At 39.2% G+C, this 16,878-nt stretch carries 16 protein-coding genes; 8 read left to right on the forward strand and 8 right to left on the reverse strand.

Going from position 1 to position 16,878, the window contains the following annotated elements; translation table 11 throughout:
• Positions 1–30: 30 nt before the first annotated feature.
• A complete protein-coding gene (locus D0T08_RS08185) occupies positions 31–609 on the reverse strand; it encodes a Crp/Fnr family transcriptional regulator (RefSeq protein WP_116982135.1) in 579 nt (192 codons plus the stop codon).
• 110 nt (positions 610–719) lie between these two features.
• Between D0T08_RS08185 and D0T08_RS08190 the strand changes: the two genes are divergently transcribed.
• The 3 genes from D0T08_RS08190 to D0T08_RS27555 all read left to right on the forward strand — a co-directional run bounded on the left by D0T08_RS08190 (position 720) and on the right by D0T08_RS27555 (position 2,666).
• Positions 720–1,637, forward strand: a complete 918-nt coding sequence (locus D0T08_RS08190; protein ID WP_116982136.1) for an alpha/beta hydrolase — start codon at positions 720–722, stop codon at positions 1,635–1,637.
• A gap of 97 nt (positions 1,638–1,734) precedes the next feature.
• Complete coding sequence (locus D0T08_RS08195; RefSeq protein WP_116982137.1) at positions 1,735–2,421, forward strand: hypothetical protein; 687 nt, start codon at positions 1,735–1,737, stop codon at positions 2,419–2,421.
• Positions 2,422–2,495: 74 nt separating this feature from the next.
• A complete protein-coding gene (locus D0T08_RS27555) occupies positions 2,496–2,666 on the forward strand; it encodes a hypothetical protein (protein ID WP_158561218.1) in 171 nt (56 codons plus the stop codon).
• A 1-nt stretch (position 2,667) separates the two neighbouring features.
• Here the strand turns inward: D0T08_RS27555 and D0T08_RS08200 are convergent, their stop codons facing one another.
• The 6 genes from D0T08_RS08200 to D0T08_RS08220 all read right to left on the reverse strand — a co-directional run bounded on the left by D0T08_RS08200 (position 2,668) and on the right by D0T08_RS08220 (position 7,549).
• The gene (locus tag D0T08_RS08200) at positions 2,668–3,234 is read right to left on the reverse strand and encodes a hypothetical protein (RefSeq protein WP_116982138.1); all 567 of its coding nucleotides are present in this window, start codon (positions 3,232–3,234) and stop codon (positions 2,668–2,670) included.
• 79 nt (positions 3,235–3,313) lie between these two features.
• A complete protein-coding gene (locus D0T08_RS27765; RefSeq protein ID WP_199538137.1) occupies positions 3,314–3,484 on the reverse strand; it encodes a hypothetical protein in 171 nt (56 codons plus the stop codon).
• A 309-nt stretch (positions 3,485–3,793) separates the two neighbouring features.
• Positions 3,794–4,051 carry a hypothetical protein gene (locus D0T08_RS27770; RefSeq protein ID WP_199538138.1) on the reverse strand — a complete coding sequence of 86 codons (258 nt, stop codon included), beginning with the start codon at positions 4,049–4,051 and terminating at the stop codon, positions 3,794–3,796.
• A 5-nt stretch (positions 4,052–4,056) separates the two neighbouring features.
• Positions 4,057–5,202: a MalY/PatB family protein gene (locus D0T08_RS08210; protein WP_116982139.1), complete on the reverse strand. Its 1,146-nt coding sequence runs from the start codon at positions 5,200–5,202 to the stop codon at positions 4,057–4,059.
• Between the two features lie 14 nt (positions 5,203–5,216).
• Positions 5,217–6,230 (reverse strand): 5'-methylthioadenosine/adenosylhomocysteine nucleosidase, encoded by a 1,014-nt coding sequence (locus D0T08_RS08215; RefSeq protein WP_116982140.1) that lies wholly within the window; start codon positions 6,228–6,230, stop codon positions 5,217–5,219.
• Positions 6,231–6,241: 11 nt separating this feature from the next.
• Positions 6,242–7,549: an NCS2 family permease gene (locus D0T08_RS08220; protein ID WP_116982141.1), complete on the reverse strand. Its 1,308-nt coding sequence runs from the start codon at positions 7,547–7,549 to the stop codon at positions 6,242–6,244.
• A gap of 679 nt (positions 7,550–8,228) precedes the next feature.
• On the opposite strand from D0T08_RS08220, the gene D0T08_RS08225 reads away from it, so the two are divergent.
• The 3 genes from D0T08_RS08225 (at position 8,229) to D0T08_RS08235 (ending at position 11,797) form a co-directional block, all read left to right on the forward strand.
• Entirely contained in the window at positions 8,229–9,518 is a 1,290-nt protein-coding gene (locus D0T08_RS08225) for a Gfo/Idh/MocA family protein (RefSeq protein WP_116982142.1), read from the forward strand.
• Between the two features lie 282 nt (positions 9,519–9,800).
• Positions 9,801–11,207 (forward strand): AAA family ATPase, encoded by a 1,407-nt coding sequence (locus tag D0T08_RS08230; protein ID WP_116982143.1) that lies wholly within the window; start codon positions 9,801–9,803, stop codon positions 11,205–11,207.
• 107 nt (positions 11,208–11,314) lie between these two features.
• Entirely contained in the window at positions 11,315–11,797 is a 483-nt protein-coding gene (locus tag D0T08_RS08235) for a hypothetical protein (protein ID WP_116982144.1), read from the forward strand.
• Between the two features lie 2,175 nt (positions 11,798–13,972).
• Here D0T08_RS08235 and D0T08_RS08245 read toward each other — a convergent pair.
• Complete coding sequence (locus tag D0T08_RS08245) at positions 13,973–14,680, reverse strand: NrtR DNA-binding winged helix domain-containing protein (protein WP_116982145.1); 708 nt, start codon at positions 14,678–14,680, stop codon at positions 13,973–13,975.
• A gap of 131 nt (positions 14,681–14,811) precedes the next feature.
• On the opposite strand from D0T08_RS08245, the gene D0T08_RS08250 reads away from it, so the two are divergent.
• Positions 14,812–15,771: an ABC transporter ATP-binding protein gene (locus tag D0T08_RS08250; protein ID WP_116982146.1), complete on the forward strand. Its 960-nt coding sequence runs from the start codon at positions 14,812–14,814 to the stop codon at positions 15,769–15,771.
• 639 nt (positions 15,772–16,410) lie between these two features.
• The gene (locus D0T08_RS08255; protein WP_116982147.1) at positions 16,411–16,764 is read left to right on the forward strand and encodes a hypothetical protein; all 354 of its coding nucleotides are present in this window, start codon (positions 16,411–16,413) and stop codon (positions 16,762–16,764) included.
• Positions 16,765–16,878 lie beyond the last annotated feature (114 nt).

Here is a 16,878-nt window from a genome sequence, read left to right on the forward strand (position 1 = left end):
TAAATGAATAGTAAAGATAAAACTTATATTCTACTTCTGCCCCCGTACTCTACTCAATGTTTCAAGTTTAATACCTAAAAAGGAAGCCAGGTATTTCAAAGGGATACGTTTAATAAATTCGGGTTTGTGTTGCAACAGGTATTCGTACCGCTGTTTGGCTGAAAGCGTCTGCAGGATGATTTTTATCTCTTCCATCTGTATCAGATATTGCTCGGCCAATAAGCGTCCTAATCGTTCGATTTCATGAAATTGATTAAAGAGCTTTTGCAGGTCTCCGTGCTTAATCACAATCGTTTCTGTATCTTCTAATGCCTGAATATTGGTTAAACTGGGTTTTTGCGAGAAGAAACTGTGTGTAGACACCGCTACGGCATTCTCAAAGCCAAACCATGTATTAATTTCGTCGGTATTAGCATCTTCAAAATATTCACGTACGCAGCCTGATAGAATGAAATGTAATTCGTCGGATATGTTTCCCTGACGCACCAGAAATTCTTTTTTATAAAAATTCCTTTGTGCCAGAAAAGGCAAAATGGCTTCGATACTTTCGGGCGAAAGTGGATGAATTTGCTGAATAAACTGGAGATAATTTTCTAGTGCAGGAAGCATACTAAAAAGAAATAGCTACACAATATTAGTAGAAAAGTGTCAGAAACAATATTTTTTTTCAACTTTGTAAAATAACCATCATATATACACCCTCTCAAAAAAAATACTCAATGAAAAAATTGTTTTTAATGCTATTCGCCATGGCGCTTATGTCAAATCTTTATGCTCAAAACGAAACTATTCTGCTTTATACTGGCACTGCACCAGGGTCAACAGGAAAGCAGGTACCGGAGGATTCTAAAACCACTGATGGTATTACACGGGTAAAAGATGTTACCCAACCTGCTTTAATTGTTTATCCAGCTAAGAAAAAAACTACTGATGCTACCGTGATTATCTGTCCGGGTGGTGGTTACGGTATTCTGGCTATAGACCACGAGGGGTACGATATTGCTAAATGGTTTAATGAGAGAGGCATGACCGCCTTTGTATTGAAATATCGTTTACCGCAGGAGGATTTATTTGATAACGACGAGATAAGACCCTTACAAGATGCGCAACAGGCTATCAGAATTGTGCGTAAAAATGCCGCTAAGTATGGCGTTTCTCCCGATAAAGTAGGTATCATGGGTTTCTCGGCAGGAGGCCACCTCGCCTCTACAGCCTCTACGCATTTTGCTACGCAGGTAGGAGATATAACCGACCCATCAGTCAGTGTGCGACCAGATTTCTCTTTATTGATTTATCCGGTTATTACTTTTAATGATCGTTTTACACATTTTGGTTCAAGAGATAATCTGATTGGTAAGAATCCTCCGGTTGAAAAGATTGAATGGTATTCGAATGATAAACAGGTTACTAAAGACACGCCACCTACGTTTTTGGTAAGCACAACTGATGATGGCGTACAACCTGAAAACAGCATTGCGTACTTTCTGGCTTGCAAGAAAAATAAAGTACCTGTAGAAATGCATATCTACGAAAAAGGTGGGCATGGGTATGGATTGAAGAAAAAAGGCAGAGGCCCTGTAGAAACCTGGGCAGCACGCATGGAAGATTGGCTGAAGGATAGGAAGTTGATGAAATGAGAGCGTCTCGAAAAAAAATATTGAAAAATGCTTGACAAGGCTAATTTTCTTAATCACCATTAAGAAAATTATTTTTTAACTGTAAACATTTTATAATATGCCTTGTACACATAAATTTTTCGGACACAATTTGCATCAGAATGGAGCTTTTGGTTTGATACCTAACTGGGATTTTAAAACTTTAATTATTGGAACTTTCAATCCTGAAAATATTTGGGCGGATGAAAATATGGCAGGATATTTTTACGGAAGAAGACGTAATTATTTTTGGTCTGCTATTGGCCAATTTGGAATATTGCAGGATATTGAAAGAAATAATACAATTCATCAATTTCAATTTCTGCAAGAAAAGAAAATAGGATTAACGGATTTACTTATTAGAATTGAAGATGCAGATATTACGAATCTAAACCATGTCGCTAAGATAAAAACCTACGGAGATAAGGAAATTGAAAGTTTTCATGATTTTTTCTGGAATACGGAGCAAATTATAAATACAATATTAAATAAAAAAGTAGAAGCTGTTTATTTTACATGGCTTGGGAAGTCCAATAGGATTCGTAATCCTTTTAACTCATTTGAGAACCAAATGAGAATTGTTGAAGACTTCTGTGATAATAATGGAATTTTAAATTGTCGATTATATACTCCTTCAGGACAAGGATTAAGGAGTGGTACTCCTAGGATTAATAAATTGATCAATCAATGGTATAACCATAATGGAGGGCAAGAATTCCCATTTAGATCTCCTAATTTTGATATAAATAATTATCCGTTTCAATAATATTCTTTCAATAAAATCCTTTGAAATATACGTATATTTCAAAGGATTTTATTGAAGTCTAATTTTAAATTTATATGAAGAAAAAGCAAAAAAATAGTTTAGATCAAAAACAACCTCAACCCAAAGATTTCTGGGATTCTCTTTCACCGAGAGTAAAAGAGCGAATAGAACAAGGCTTAGCAGATGTCGATGCTGGAAGATATTCTCCAATAAAACCTGTAATTGAAAGATTAATGTCGGAGTAAATTAATTCAATCGCCTCATAATCAGCCCCTTCACCACCTCATAAAACATATGCGGTTTCATGGTTCGCCAGTTGTCTATCATTTGTAGGGTGCCACCAGAATTGATATAAGAATCAACATGATAGCGTTTGAATTCTTCCAGAATAAAATTGGGGAAGTTTACGGCAGCTATCCAGCCATCTTCTACGTCTTCATACCATTCTTCGTAATAATCTTCTTCGCCTCCATGAAACTGGAAAAGGTTTTCTCCTATCAGTATGTATTGATTAATGCCTTCTCTGGTTAAATGGTCTATTACGTTTCGTTTCAGCCACATGACATCATTATGCAGGGTATCATTCCATTCACCAAATAGCTCAATAACGGCGTATCGCAGGTCATAATCAGCTATCAGGAGTTTGCAATACAAGGTTTCGGACTCTATATTATCCCAGTTTGGGTCGATGTAATAACCATAAATGTTATCCTCATATTCTATCCCATAAGTGCGACCATAGAACGGAGACCGTTCGTCTTCTTCGGCCAGATAATATCTTTGCCAATTATAAAAGGGTTCAATTTCGTGCATGTGGATTTATGTTTAAGAAAATTCAGCAAATAAGGTTTACTTTCTAAGGCATAGGCTTAGTTCTAAAGCAGATAAAGTGCTATTTGTTTTCGTAGTTTTTCAATAATTCTTTGGCAGGTACTTCTTTCACGTTGCCGTCTTTATCTGCAATAACAAGCGTATCATTAGTTAATGCACTCTTTTCAATAAGCCTCTTTATGGCAAGATTCAATCCAGCCATAATTTTTTCGCTAAATTCAGTTGATTTCATCTTTTTGTTTATTTAGTAATGTCCACAAATCAGGATTAATTACCTCAATTTCTTCATTACTCATTTTTTGACCAATAAATTGAGGTGCATTATCAGAATTATCAACGATTACTCCATTGTCAACTATTGGTAAATATAGCTTAAAAAGATTTTGAATCCCTCTAAAATATCTTCTTTTTATTGTTTCAGATGGAATATTATGCCCACCTGCTTTAACTCTTTTTAAAACTCTCTTTTGCGCAGCATCAGGAGATGAAAGCCAGAAAAAAGCTAATTTTACTTCATGACCTTGGAATTTCGCTTATTTTATTAACGAAACGTACCTCCTGTAGCCAGTGTAGTTTCAAAGGCGAGAGTAAGGTTTTCTGCCATTAAAGTATGAATACGTTGTAGTATAATTCTCCCCGCTTCAATCGCTACGCTTTCAGGATTAAAAGGGGAAAGTCCGGCTGCAATATTATCGGCATTCACAAACTCTCTACAGTTAAGCATTTCAGGCAAAGTCGTATAAGAGGCAGTTGTTTTTCCTGCCCCGTTGCAACCTGCTATGATATAGAGTTGTGGCATAATTCCTACTTCAATTCCAGTACTGTTTTCATTCTCCTGACCGCTTCCACCAGATTACTCATAGGGGTACCGAAATTGAGACGGATAAAGCCTTTGCCATCAAAGAACATTTCTCCTTCTGATATACCCACGCCTGCTTCTTCCAGTTTGTGCGCTAAATTTTCAATACCTGCTTCACGTATATCTATCCAGGCCAGATAAGTAGCTTCTAATGGTAACATTTTGAAACCTTTAAATGCATTCATTTCTTTGAGAATATACTCATGATTTTTGCGTAAATAAGCCAACAGTTGCTGATGCCATTCTTCACTATCTCTATAAGCCGCCAATGCCGCATAATACCCATAGGCAGAAACCATTGGCTCTAAAATATAGCGCATACTCGCATATTTTGCTCTCAATTCGTCATCAGGAATAACCGCAAACGAGCAGCCTAAACCTGCAATATTAAAGGTTTTACTTGGTGCTAATAGCGTTACTGTATGCTTTTCAGCCTCCGGACTTAATGTTGCAATTGAAACATGTTTCTTGGTTTCGTCCAGAATTAAATCACAATGGATTTCATCGGCACAAATCACAATATTATTGGCTACACAAATATCAACCAAAGTCTGCAACTCTTCTCTTGTAAAAACTGTGCCAGCCGGATTGTAAGGATTGCACAGCATAAATATTCTGGTACGTGGCGTAATAGCCGCTTTGATTGCCTCAAAGTCCAGTGTCCAACGATTGTTTACTTCTTTCATTGGTACTTTTACCAATTTCTTTTTGGCAGCAATCGGGGCTTTCATGAAAGGTCCATAAATCGGCACGGTGGTTATTACCTCATCGTCGTCATTGCCAACACACATGCAAGTCAGGGTAAGGCCGGGAACCATGCCAGGTAGCCAAACCAACCATTCTTTCGGTACTTTCCAGTTGTGTTTTTCCTCTAATCGTTTAAGCGTTACTTCAATCAGTTCATCAGGCGTTTGCCAGTATCCTATTATTCCTTCTTTCGTTACTTTATCTAATGCTTCAAGTATGGCAGGAGAAGCTTTGAAATCCATATCAGCCACCCACAAAGGAATAATATCTTTACCTGCATATTTCTTCCATTTCACACTATCCGTCTTTGTACGGTCAATCACTTCATCAAAATCGTAAATCATGTAACAATAATAATCTATAGTTTTTTAAGTATTTCTTTTACTAAAGTGGCCGAATTATCGGAAGCAATTTTCTTAAATGTCTGAAAATCAACCGATGCTTTTTCGTTGGCCTTATCGCTGATGCTTCTGATAATCAGAAACGGAATATTTTGCTGAAAACATACCTGAGCTACTGCTGCTCCTTCCATTTCGGTGGCACTAGCCTGTAAGGTTTTTTCAAAATTACCGACGGCTGTACTTGAAGTAACAAAGGTATCTCCAGTAACAATAGTTCCGACACTTATGTTCGGTTGAGAAGCGGCTGCCGGCATTTTTTGCAGCGTTACTTCTTTGGCTGCGCTCAAAGCCTGCAAGACTAATAGGGAATCGGAAGAAAAATAGAGTGGGTTCAATTGCTTGGTGATGGGATTTCTGGTAGCATTGGTGCTTAAACCCTCGTTGGTTAATCTGCCATAATCATGGTAAGTTAATTTATTGCCAATCACTATGTCTCCCTGTTTTAATGCTTCGCTGATACCACCGGCAATGCCTGTAAAAATGACTGATTTCGGGTGAAATTCTTTAATAATCAGCGTAGTTACCACCGCAGCATTTACTTTACCGATACCTGTTTCAGTCAATACTATTTTTTTGCCATTCAGTTTGCCTGTCTTGAACTGAAATCCCAGGATGCTTTTGGCCTTTATATGGCTCATTTCTGATTCCAGCAATTGAATTTCTTCGGGCATAGCGCCTAAAATAGCAATTCTTTGTGCGAATGTTTGGGTTGAGCTGAAAAATAAAATGAATAAAAGGAATATGCGTATTTGGTAAAATAGATTTAAAAGATTCAATATACCATCCCTACGGGACTTAGGTATTAAGTCAGTTATTTTGTCTACCGATATAACATCCCTACGGGATATTTTTAAGTCCCAGAGGGACGATATATCGGTAGACAAAATGGTCTTTTTTGAACCTGATATCCCGTAGGGATAATATATTTTAGTGTTACACAAAGAGTAAAAGGATAGATACTTTTGTTTCATTGATGAAGATTTTAATGTCCTAAATATAAAGCCCAGAGTGCAAAAATATCGATCACGATAAGCATCCAGGAAACTTCTTTTGATTGATTGGTGGCCAATTTGATAATTGTCCAGGCCAGAAAGCCCCAGATGATTCCTTGAGTGATAGAATAGGTAAATAGAATCAGAACCATTGCCAGAAAGGCCGGAACGGCATCATCTAGCTTATCCCAATTGATTTTGGTGATGGGTTTTATCATCAGTACACCTACTACTATCAGGGCAGGAGCAGTGGCGATGGCAGGAATAATACTCAACAGGGGAGACAAAAACATGAAAGGCAGAAACAATATACCTGCTGTGATGGCAGTAATGCCCGTTCTACCTCCCTGGCTGATTCCCACGGCTGATTCTATATAAGCTGTTCCGGGGCTTGTGCCTAATAAACCTGCCATGGTTGTAGCTACTGCATCGGTTAACAATGATTCTTTTATATTGTGCGGTTCTCCATCTTTATCATAGAGATTGGCCGCTTCGGCAACACCTACGAAAGTTGAAAGGCTATCAAATAAGTCGGTAAAGACAAAGGCAAAAATGACGGGAATCAGGCTTATTTTTAAGGAGTTGATAATATCTAGCTGGAATAGCAAACTGAAATCAGGGGCTGAAAATACGCCTTGCCAGGTTACCAGAGTTTTCTGACCGAAATTGATGGCTGAAGCATCACCCCAATATCTGCCGATAGGGATTGCCAGAAGCGTAGTCAATAGGATACCTATGATAATGCCGCCTTGTACACGTTTTACCAGTAAAATCATGGTTATAGCCAAACCCACCAGAAAGGTTATCACGATAGGGTCGTGCAGACTGGTAACACCAATAATCGTTGCCGGATTGCCTACGATAAATTTGGCATTGGCAAAGCCTATAAGCGTAATAAACAACCCGATTCCTGCTGATATAGCATAGCGCAGAGGTTTTGGAATAGCTTTAACAATTTGTGAACGGATATTGAAGATTGAAAGCAATAAAAACAAAATACCCGCCCAGAAAACCGCTCCCAAGGCTACCTGCCACGAAATACCCATGCCTTTTACGGCCGTAAATGTAAAGAAAGCATTCATACCCATGCCCGGAGCGACTACAATCGGGTTTTTGGCGTAAATGCCCATCATGAGGCTACAAAAAAATGAAAGCAGCACAGTGGCAGTAAGCACGCCATTGAACGACATACCCGATTGGCTCAGGATAGCGGGGTTCACTACAATGATATACATCGTAGCCAGAAAAGTAGAGACACCCGCCAGGATTTCGGTTTTTAGTAGAGGTTTAGGAGGCATACAGGAATCTTTTACAAATTGTTTTGCAAGATAAATGGATAAAACTTAATTTTCTGAAAATCTGAGGAAATGTTGGAGAAAGAGATTTTACCAATTAAAGTTGTCTGAAAATTTGAACGACAGCAGATGATTTTTTATTATGCAGTTAAATTGTAGTGCCAACAGACCATTCTTGCTTCAAGTGTTGAGATGAATAATAGGGTATGCCTTAATTAGTTTGTCTTCATAGTCTTGGGTTGTTACTTTTTTTACCTGAAAAAAAGTAACCCTGGCCGGGCGCCCAAAAAGCAGGCATCATTTAAACTCGTACAATTAAAAATCTGATAGACCTTTCCTCTATTCATTATTTTAACCCGGATTTTTAATCGTAATCAAACAGGAAATGATGTTTTAAGGTTACAATTTTTAATTGTATCATATATACGTTATTCTGACTCAGTATAAATTTTTGTCATGTAAGTTTTGACAAGGGTCAGTAATTGATAGAAAAATATAGTACTTGCTGACTTTTATATTTGTTAGCTAATAGTTTAATCCCATAGTAAGAATTCGGCTTTTGAAGGAGTAACGAGCTGATGTCATTAATGCAAACCTCACTCCTACATCCAAAACGTCTTTATTCCCATGCAAAGAAACAAAATTGTTCCACTGTATTATAATTATTCAACCTTAATAAATCATGAATCGTAAAGATTTTATTCGTACTTCTGCCTTAGCCACAGGGGCTTTAGTTTCTCGTCCGTTTATCACCTATGCTACACAAGCTAAATACAAAACTGCCTTGATTGGTGCAGGTTGGTGGGGTACAAATATTGTGAGAGAGGCCATCAAATCAGGTGAATGTCAGATTGTAGCTGTCTGTGATGTTGACGACAGACAAATCAAGCAATGTCTGGGAGAAATAGGCAAACTGACTAACGACCAACCGAAAATCTATAAAAACTATCAGGAATTACTGCAAAAAGAAAAACCTGAAATTGTCATCAATGCTACACCTGACCACTGGCATGCTTTGATTGCCATTGATGCGATGAAAAGCGGAGCACATGTGTATCTGGAGAAACCCATCGGACATACCATTAATGAGGGAAAAGCCATTGTAAAAACTGCCCGTGATACCCAAAAAATCTGTATTACAGGTTTCCATCGCCGTTATTCGCCACATAACGTGAGCGGACAGGAGTTTTTGAAATCGGGTAAAGTGGGTAAAATCAAAGAGGTACGCGCCTTTGTAACTTATAATTTCGGGCAAGGTAAAGTGGTGCCTGATGAGCCTACTCCGGCAGAAATAGATTGGAATATGTGGTGTGGCCCGGGCCCTTTAGTGCCTTATAACCGAGCTATTCACCCGAGAAACTGGCGTAATCAGATAGATTTTGCCAATGGTATGGTTGGCGACTGGGGCCCACACTGGTTTGACCAGATTTTGTGGTGGACAGACGAAATTGCCCCTAAAAAAGTATATTCAATGGCAAGTACAAAGTTTAATACCAATAACAATAATGCCCCTGAGAGTCAGGTAGTAGCTTATGAGTTTGAAGATTTTACGTGTACGTGGGAACATAGTACGTTAAATGGCAGACCTACTTCAAAAACAGAAGAAGTAGGGGTATATTTCCATGGCACAGAGGGTACTTTCCATATGGGTTGGACTAAAGGCTGGACATTTTTCCCGAGAGATACCAAGAAAGAAATCATCCATCAGGATCCTGTTTTGAATTTGCCGGATTTGCAGAATATTGACCTGGTTTTTGCTGACTTATTAAAGTCTATCAAATCAAAACAATTGCCATTTGCAGATATTCTGAAAGGCCATAGAGCTACCAATATGAGTTTATTAGGTATGGCAGCGTTGAAAGCAGGTAAAAGCCTGGAGTGGGATAGAGAAAAAGAAGTTTTCCTTGACCCAACTGCTAACAAGTACCTGAGCAGACAGTATAGAAAGGGTTGGGTGTATCCGAAGGCTTGATGCTATTTAACCCCACACCCCAACGGCAGCGGCCGACCGTCCCTCTCCCCATTGTTGGGGAGAGGGGCACTTTGTTCTCTTCCCCATTGTTGGGGCGGACGCCGCGGAAGGGTTAGGGATGGGGTTCTTTCCGAAAACTTTTAAGATACTTCTCTATTACGCTATAACCACTCTCATCAAATAAATCCCTACCATATTCCCACCTTTCCAACACCTCATCACATATCGGTTTGCATTGTAGCAAAATATCGACTTAATTTATTCAAAAATTAGCTAATCGAAATGCCAACTTACGGACAAATTAAAAGACAGATAGATTTAAACCCTTTCGCCCTATTGATGCTTCGGAATGAGCTAAAGGCTTTACCAAGCATTATTCAGGAAGATGAATACATTGATGCCTCAGTGCATGGCTACTGGAACAACCGACATGTATTGCTTTTGGCTACTACTAAACGCATCTTGTTGGTAGATAGTGACCAATATGGCGATGTAGAGGTGATTGAATTTCCCTACGATAAAACTGTAACGGTGCGCTGTCCGACACCGGATTCTGTGGTTTTTGGTACGGCTGAGCGAAAGGTAAAAGTTGACAATACCATAGAAGAATATATAGATGCTTTTTATAAAGTAGTAAATGCCCGACTGGAAGGAAAAGAACCACAGATTTATCGGGAGCGCGATATCTATTCCAAAAATGCTGAGCAGGGACAGGAGGCATATTCAGAACAAAATCAGCCGGAATATACCAGTAATCCGTTTCATGTATTACTGAAAGGCCTGGATGGAATTACGAAGATGATTAATCCTGATGTAAAGGTCAATCAGACAGAAAATGCGAAGCCTCACAAACCAACCGAGCAGATACCAGCCGTACCGGAGCAAACTTTAGATGAGCTTTTAGCTGAACTGAATGCTTTAGTAGGCTTGCAGAATGTGAAAGATGAGGTGAGTAGTCTGGTGAATGTATTGAAAATTGAAAAAATAAGAAAAGAGCAGGGTATCAAAGTGCCGGAGCGCTCGCTACACATGGTTTTTCATGGAAACCCGGGTACTGGTAAGACAACTATTGCCCGATTATTAGCCAAGATTTTCAAGGCTTTGGGTGTTTTAAGCAAAGGACATTTGTATGAAACCGACCGCAGTGGTTTAGTGGCTGGATACACCGGACAAACCTCTTTAAAAACCCGGGAGGTTTGTGAGAAATCGGAAGGTGGAATTTTATTTATTGATGAAGCCTATGCTCTTAATACAGACGATACTTATGGCCCTGAGGCGGTGAATACGATTGTAAAATATATGGAAGACCACCGCGACGATTTTGTGGTGATTGTGGCAGGCTATGAAGAGAAAATGACCGAGTTTATCAATTCCAATCCGGGGCTACATTCGAGGTTTAATAAGTATATTGGTTTTAAAGATTATACACCGGAAGAGATTCTGGAAATATATCTGATACAGGCTAATAAAGTGCAGTTGAAAGTAGAAGAAGGGGCTAAGAAAAAGGTGTATAAGCTATTCAAGAAGCTCTACGAAGACCGCGATTCATCGTTTGGGAATGGTCGTCTGGCACGTAATATTTTTGAAAAAACCTATGAGAAGCAAGCCAATCGTTTAGTAAAAGAGGGTATCGAAAAAGCAGACATCAGTCTGATAAAAGAGGCCGATATTCCGGTGATGGAAGATTAGCCTTTATCCTCGAAAATAGCCTGTTATCCTATCATAAATCCATCTCTATAATTAATGTACTATGGTATTATGGAAATCTTATATTTGTAATAGTAAATGAAAATAAGATGAGAAACACATTTAACTATTTAAAAAAAGCACTCGATAATAAAGTTGATATTTTAGACAGAGATGCAGAGGTGGGTTATGTACAGTTCGAAACTTTTAAAACTGATGTAGCAGGAGTATTTAAGCACAAAAAGTACGTTTTTAAAAAGAAGAACTTCTGGAGTGCTAATTACGATATTTATAGAGAAGACAATCAGCAATTGATTGGTGAAGTGATATTCTCTGTCTGGAAAGGGAAGGCCGATATTACGCTGATAAACGGAGAAAAGTTTACGATGAAGGCTAAAAATTTCTGGAATACCCAATGGAGTCTGGATGATACGAATAGAGAGGTAGTAGACTTTGAACAAACCAAAAACTTCTGGACTGACGAGGGGACGGTTACAGTGACAAGCAATGATAGTGAGAAAATGGGCCTACTGGTGCTGTTAAGCGTTTTTGTGAATTTTGTTTATCGCAGAAGGGCGGCAGAGGCAGCTTAAGCGAATGAACATTGAGTGATTTAGTGATTAGGAAATTAATTATTTGAATACCGTAGAGAGGTTGATAGATCATATCAACCTCTTTTTTTGTTGCCAACCGCCCAGTAAATTTTCAGATAGGCTTTCGTATAATCCTTTGGTTTTGTGTGCTTCATTACAAATTTTTGCAGGCAGAAATCCAAACATATATTTTATGAGAACCTACACTTTACTTGTTTTATGTACCTTATCAGGGCTTTATTCTTTTGCCCAATCTTCGGCTGCTACTATTTTGCCTAATACGGCCACTTTTAAAACCAATATCAGCAATGGATATGCAGGGTATTTTGAAACCAATCACGCCTCTAATCCTTCGCCTGTGCTAGGTGCTTTTAACAAGTCTATCGGTCCGGGCGGATGGTTTTCAATTGATAATGTCAACAATTTTTCACCTACTATCTATGCTACGACGGTTGGTTCGGGGACTGTTATTCAGGGTAGAAATACGGGTACAGGCATCGGGGCAGGGTTTTCAATTGAGAATCCTTCAAACACTAATACAGCATTATATGCTATTACCGATGGCAAAGGTGGAGCGGCAAATTTTCAACTGAATAATACTACATCGACTGTCCATGCACTGAATGTAACAAACATGGGTACGGGTTTTGCCATCAATGGAGTTACCATAGGTACAGGCGGTGCAGGAAGATTTGAAATCAGTGCAGCCGGTAACACTGCCCGCACAATATATGCCACCAATAAAGGCAAAGGAAGAGTGGGTTATTTTCAAACCGCTAATACTCTCAGCGACTCAGTTACTTTGGCGGCTGTTACCAACGGTCAGGCAAATGCCTTTGAGGCTTATACCACCGGTGGTGGTATGGCAGGGTATTTTCAGATAAACAGCCCATTCAGCACCAATAAGGCATTGTATGCCCTTTCTAATGGTACCGGGCCTACGTTTTCATCTCAGGCTATTGGAAATGGTCGGGCAGGTGAATTTTTTGTGAATTCGGCAGGTAGTGCAGCACAGGCTGTTTTTGCTTATGGTAGCGGTACCGGAAGCACCATTGAATCGCGGGCTGTTGGGAGTGGTACTGCTATCAATGCCATCAGTACAGGTTCAGGGCCGGCGGGTGTTTTTGTCAATCAAAGTGCCAATTCAACTACCTCTTTATGGTCTTCAACCTATGGGTTTGGTAATGCCGGGAATTTCCAGACCGGAAATGCCTCAAATCCGGCTGCAACGATATTTGCCAGTGGTTTTGGTAGTGGTAATACAATTGAGACTGTTAGTAATGGTACTGGTCGGGCGGCTTATTTTTTTGTAGATAATATGAATAGTGTAGCCACTGCGGTTCTGGCTAAAACATCGGGTAGCGGTATTGTTTTTGAAAGCCAGACTACAGGCACCGGCAAGGCAGGGCATTTTCAGATTACTAATACCGGTAATACTAATTCTGGTATATATGTTACAACTAATGGTACAGGCAAAGCAGGAGAGTTTTATGCAACTAATAATAACAATGCAAATGCGGCAGTTTTTGCCAAAACAGTTGGTACAGGAGAAGCAGGTCGTTTTGAAGTGGAGAATGAGTTTACGACCAATCCGGCATTATATGCGGTGAGTAACTCGAGCGAAGGGCCAGCTTTAATGGCTCGCACCACCAATGGCCTGGGCGATATAGCTATTTTTAAAGACCAGGGTAATTTTAATGTAGCTCGCATCAATTATCAGGGTACAGGGTATTTTAATGGCGGTACGCAAATCATGGGTGCCGATTTAGCCGAAGCATTCGAAGTAGAAGGAGAGAAGTCTGAGTACGAACCGGGTGATGTATTAGTGATTTCTGAAAGCACGGATAGAACCGTAGAAAAATCAAGCCAGGCTTATTCATCCTTAGTGGCAGGTGTATATGCGACCAAACCGGGTGTATTATTGAGAGAAGATAATGTAAATAATGATTTGGATAAGCAAGTACCTATGGGGGTAGTAGGAGTAATACCCACCAAAGTTTGCAACGAAGGCGGGAAAATCAAAAGAGGTGATTTACTGGTAACTTCCTCAAAAACAGGCTATGCCATGAAAGGTGACCCTGCTAAATTGGGCTTCGGGCATATTCTCGGTAAAGCGTTACAGGATTTTGACGGAACAGAAGGCAAAATCAAAGTACTGGTAAATGTCAGATAAACTTACAACATACCATCCGGATTAGGTACAAAATTCAGGAATGAATCTGAATGCGTCTGGTATTTCTCGGTATCTAATTTATAGAGGAATGCGCCTTTCTTCGAAAATCCTTTTTGCTTCTCTTTTAATTTGATTAAAAGTCCGGTAGAAAGGATTTTTCTGCTGAAATTCCGTTTATCGAAATTACTGCCATAAATGGCTTCGTAGAGATTCTGTATCTGTGGAATTGTAAAGGTTTCAGGCATTAATTCAAATCCAATCGGGTGAAAGGCTGCTTTATAACGCAGGCGTTCAATCGCCATTTTTATCATTTCTGCATGATCAAAGAGCAATTCAGGTAAATCGTGCATCGAAAACCAATGGGCATGGTAAGTATCCGAAATTTTTGTTTCGTAGTCTTTTACATTCACTAAAGCATAATAAGCTACAGCCACCGTTCTTTCAACCGGATCACGGTTAGGGTCGCCAAAAGCGCCTAATTGCTCCAGAAATACACCTGTCAGGTTGGTTAGTTCAAATAAAATCCGGTCAGCTGCCTGGTCGAGGCTTTCAGAGGGCTTCAACCAGCCACCCATCAACGACCAGGTATCGCGGTCGGTCTGAACGCCTCTTTTAACCAGTAATAATTTTAATTCTTCTCCATCGAACCCGAAAATAATCGAGTCGAGTGCTACCAGGCACTTGGTTTGTTGTTTATATTGTTCTAACATTTCCTGTTGAGCTTGCAGGTATTTTCTCTTTTAGGTTAATTAATATTTAACAATATTATGAAAGTGAATGCCCACCCACAACAAAAAAGCAGAATTTCTATAAAAAAGCCCTAATTTTGTAATAAAAACGAATGCCATTGCTCAAAATACAGCATCTGTCCAAATCATTCGAGGATAAAAAAGCGGTTAATCATATTTCATTTACCTTAGAGAAAGGAGAGATTCTGGCGATTCTGGGCGAAAGTGGTTCAGGAAAAACCACCTTGTTACACCTCGTTGGTGCCTTTAAAGAACCTGACGAGGGAATATTGCTACTGGATGATAAGCGCATTACTCCCCCCTCTGAAAAACTCATTGCAGGCCACCCCGATATTAAGCTTGTCAGACAGGATTACGGACTTTTCCCGAATATCTCCATCCGTGAAAATATCGCTTATGAACTTCGGTATTATGAGGAAACTTATCGGAATAAACGCGTTGATAAACTCTTAAAATTAAGTGGTTTAGACAAAGTGCAGGTACATTTGCCTCGCGAAGTATCAGGTGGAGAGCAACAGAGAGCCGTAATTGTAAAGGCCATTGCCGAGCAACCGAAACTCTTGTTGTTAGACGAACCTTTCAGCCATCTGGATGCCGTTAATAAACGAAAGCTGAAAGCAGAAATACTAAAACTGATTAAAGCCGAAGAGGTAAGCTGCATCTTCGTAACACACGATGTGAGTGATGCCTATGGCATGGCTGACCATCTGGCTATTATGCGTAAAGGCAAAATACTGCAATTGGATACTCCGCAAAAGGTCTATCAGAACCCGATGAACCAATATGTAGCTGAGATTACAGGCGAAGTAAATGTGGTAAGTAAAGAGTGGTTAGAGAGCGTTGGGGTATCGGATTTACTTAATGTATTTATTCGCCCTGAGCAGATTTCTATTGCTGCTTCATCAAATTTGAAAGCTAAAGTTTTATCCCTGAAATTTCTGGGTAGTTATTATGAAGTATTGATTAAAATCGGGGCACAAGAATTGAAGATGTTTAGTTTCGAGCCTTTGATAGTGGGGCAGGAGATAGGGGTGGGTATTCGTCGTTTGTAGTTCTTCCATTGATTTGGCTCTCTCTGAATAACAATTAAAGTCCTAAACCAATCAAACTATACAATTCCCCATTTATAAAGAGTGCTCTGTCAAAATTTGCTAAAGCATCTAACAAAGCACTGATAAAGCATATATCAAAGCAATGCAAAAGCACTTACTAAAGCATTGATAGTGCAGATAAATCAGAAATAAAATAACCTATTAAACCAAAAAAAGTATAATCTGTCAAAATTGATTAGCATTCAGGAATAAGCGTTCTTAAATGTAAAATAAAAATACATTTAAAGGGGCGCAACGTAGAGACAGGGCAATGCTCTGTCTCTACAATTTAGGCAATCCAAAAAACGGGTATTTTAAAAAACTACATCAGTTCCGACTTTATCTTTAGGTGAAATTTCTGAAAGCTGACAACCCAGACTGGCCGCCCACAACTGCCGTCCACCCAATAAATTTGCCCAAATATATGTCGTATAAAACAACATAAGACTTATAACCACCTCTTCAAGAGTATGATTATTCCAAAAACCTCATCAAACACTTTGAAAACATAATACTAAGTGGGAAATTTAGGAGGATGCCCAGTTGAGAAGCCCAGTAAGGAGCACCCTGCCTTGGGTAACCATTTGCATAACTATTGACATGAACGAAGAGAAAAAAAGAGCTGTAAGCATAATTAAAGTGACATCAGAAAAGGTGACCAATAAAGTGGGAACCTTTTTGAACAGGGACAGCATCGGAAGCCTGTTTGGAAGGATGATAGGCTATACTTATGAGCAGGTAGTTTCGAAATGTGGCAATGTTCAGATCACTCAAACTGCATCAGAAAAGGTTACCAATATGGTAGGAACCTTTTTGAAAAAAGACTGCGGTGGTTTCCAGATTATCAGTGTACCTACAATTCAAGCGGCATCAAAAAAGGTTACCAATATGGTGGGAACCTTTTTGAAAAAAGAATGTGATGGTTTCCAGATTATCAATGTTCAAACCACTTAAACGGCATCAGAAAAGGTTACCGATATGATGGGAACCTTTTTGAAAGAGAGCAGCCGTAATAAATGAGATTACCAGAATACTCGATGTGATTTTATAGGTGTTAAATTTTAAAAA

Source organism: Emticicia sp. C21 (assembly GCF_003418935.1).
Lineage (GTDB): Bacteria > Bacteroidota > Bacteroidia > Cytophagales > Spirosomataceae > Emticicia.

What these genes read in the sequence shown, in the direction of transcription:
- D0T08_RS08220 (WP_116982141.1), bottom strand. Translation starts at nt 7,549, where the DNA reads ATGCCTCCTAAACCTCTACTAAAAACCGAAATCCTGGCGGGTGTCTCT.
- D0T08_RS08245 (WP_116982145.1), bottom strand. Translation starts at nt 14,680, where the DNA reads ATGTTAGAACAATATAAACAACAAACCAAGTGCCTGGTAGCACTCGAC.
- D0T08_RS27765 (WP_199538137.1), bottom strand. Translation starts at nt 3,484, where the DNA reads ATGAAATCAACTGAATTTAGCGAAAAAATTATGGCTGGATTGAATCTT.
- D0T08_RS08200 (WP_116982138.1), bottom strand. Translation starts at nt 3,234, where the DNA reads ATGCACGAAATTGAACCCTTTTATAATTGGCAAAGATATTATCTGGCC.
- D0T08_RS08230 (WP_116982143.1), top strand. Translation starts at nt 9,801, where the DNA reads ATGCCAACTTACGGACAAATTAAAAGACAGATAGATTTAAACCCTTTC.
- D0T08_RS08235 (WP_116982144.1), top strand. Translation starts at nt 11,315, where the DNA reads ATGAGAAACACATTTAACTATTTAAAAAAAGCACTCGATAATAAAGTT.
- D0T08_RS08250 (WP_116982146.1), top strand. Translation starts at nt 14,812, where the DNA reads ATGCCATTGCTCAAAATACAGCATCTGTCCAAATCATTCGAGGATAAA.
- D0T08_RS08210 (WP_116982139.1), bottom strand. Translation starts at nt 5,202, where the DNA reads ATGATTTACGATTTTGATGAAGTGATTGACCGTACAAAGACGGATAGT.
- D0T08_RS27770 (WP_199538138.1), bottom strand. Translation starts at nt 4,051, where the DNA reads ATGCCACAACTCTATATCATAGCAGGTTGCAACGGGGCAGGAAAAACA.
- D0T08_RS27555 (WP_158561218.1), top strand. Translation starts at nt 2,496, where the DNA reads ATGAAGAAAAAGCAAAAAAATAGTTTAGATCAAAAACAACCTCAACCC.
- D0T08_RS08215 (WP_116982140.1), bottom strand. Translation starts at nt 6,230, where the DNA reads ATGAAACAAAAGTATCTATCCTTTTACTCTTTGTGTAACACTAAAATA.
- D0T08_RS08195 (WP_116982137.1), top strand. Translation starts at nt 1,735, where the DNA reads ATGCCTTGTACACATAAATTTTTCGGACACAATTTGCATCAGAATGGA.
- D0T08_RS08185 (WP_116982135.1), bottom strand. Translation starts at nt 609, where the DNA reads ATGCTTCCTGCACTAGAAAATTATCTCCAGTTTATTCAGCAAATTCAT.
- D0T08_RS08255 (WP_116982147.1), top strand. Translation starts at nt 16,411, where the DNA reads ATGAACGAAGAGAAAAAAAGAGCTGTAAGCATAATTAAAGTGACATCA.
- D0T08_RS08225 (WP_116982142.1), top strand. Translation starts at nt 8,229, where the DNA reads ATGAATCGTAAAGATTTTATTCGTACTTCTGCCTTAGCCACAGGGGCT.
- D0T08_RS08190 (WP_116982136.1), top strand. Translation starts at nt 720, where the DNA reads ATGAAAAAATTGTTTTTAATGCTATTCGCCATGGCGCTTATGTCAAAT.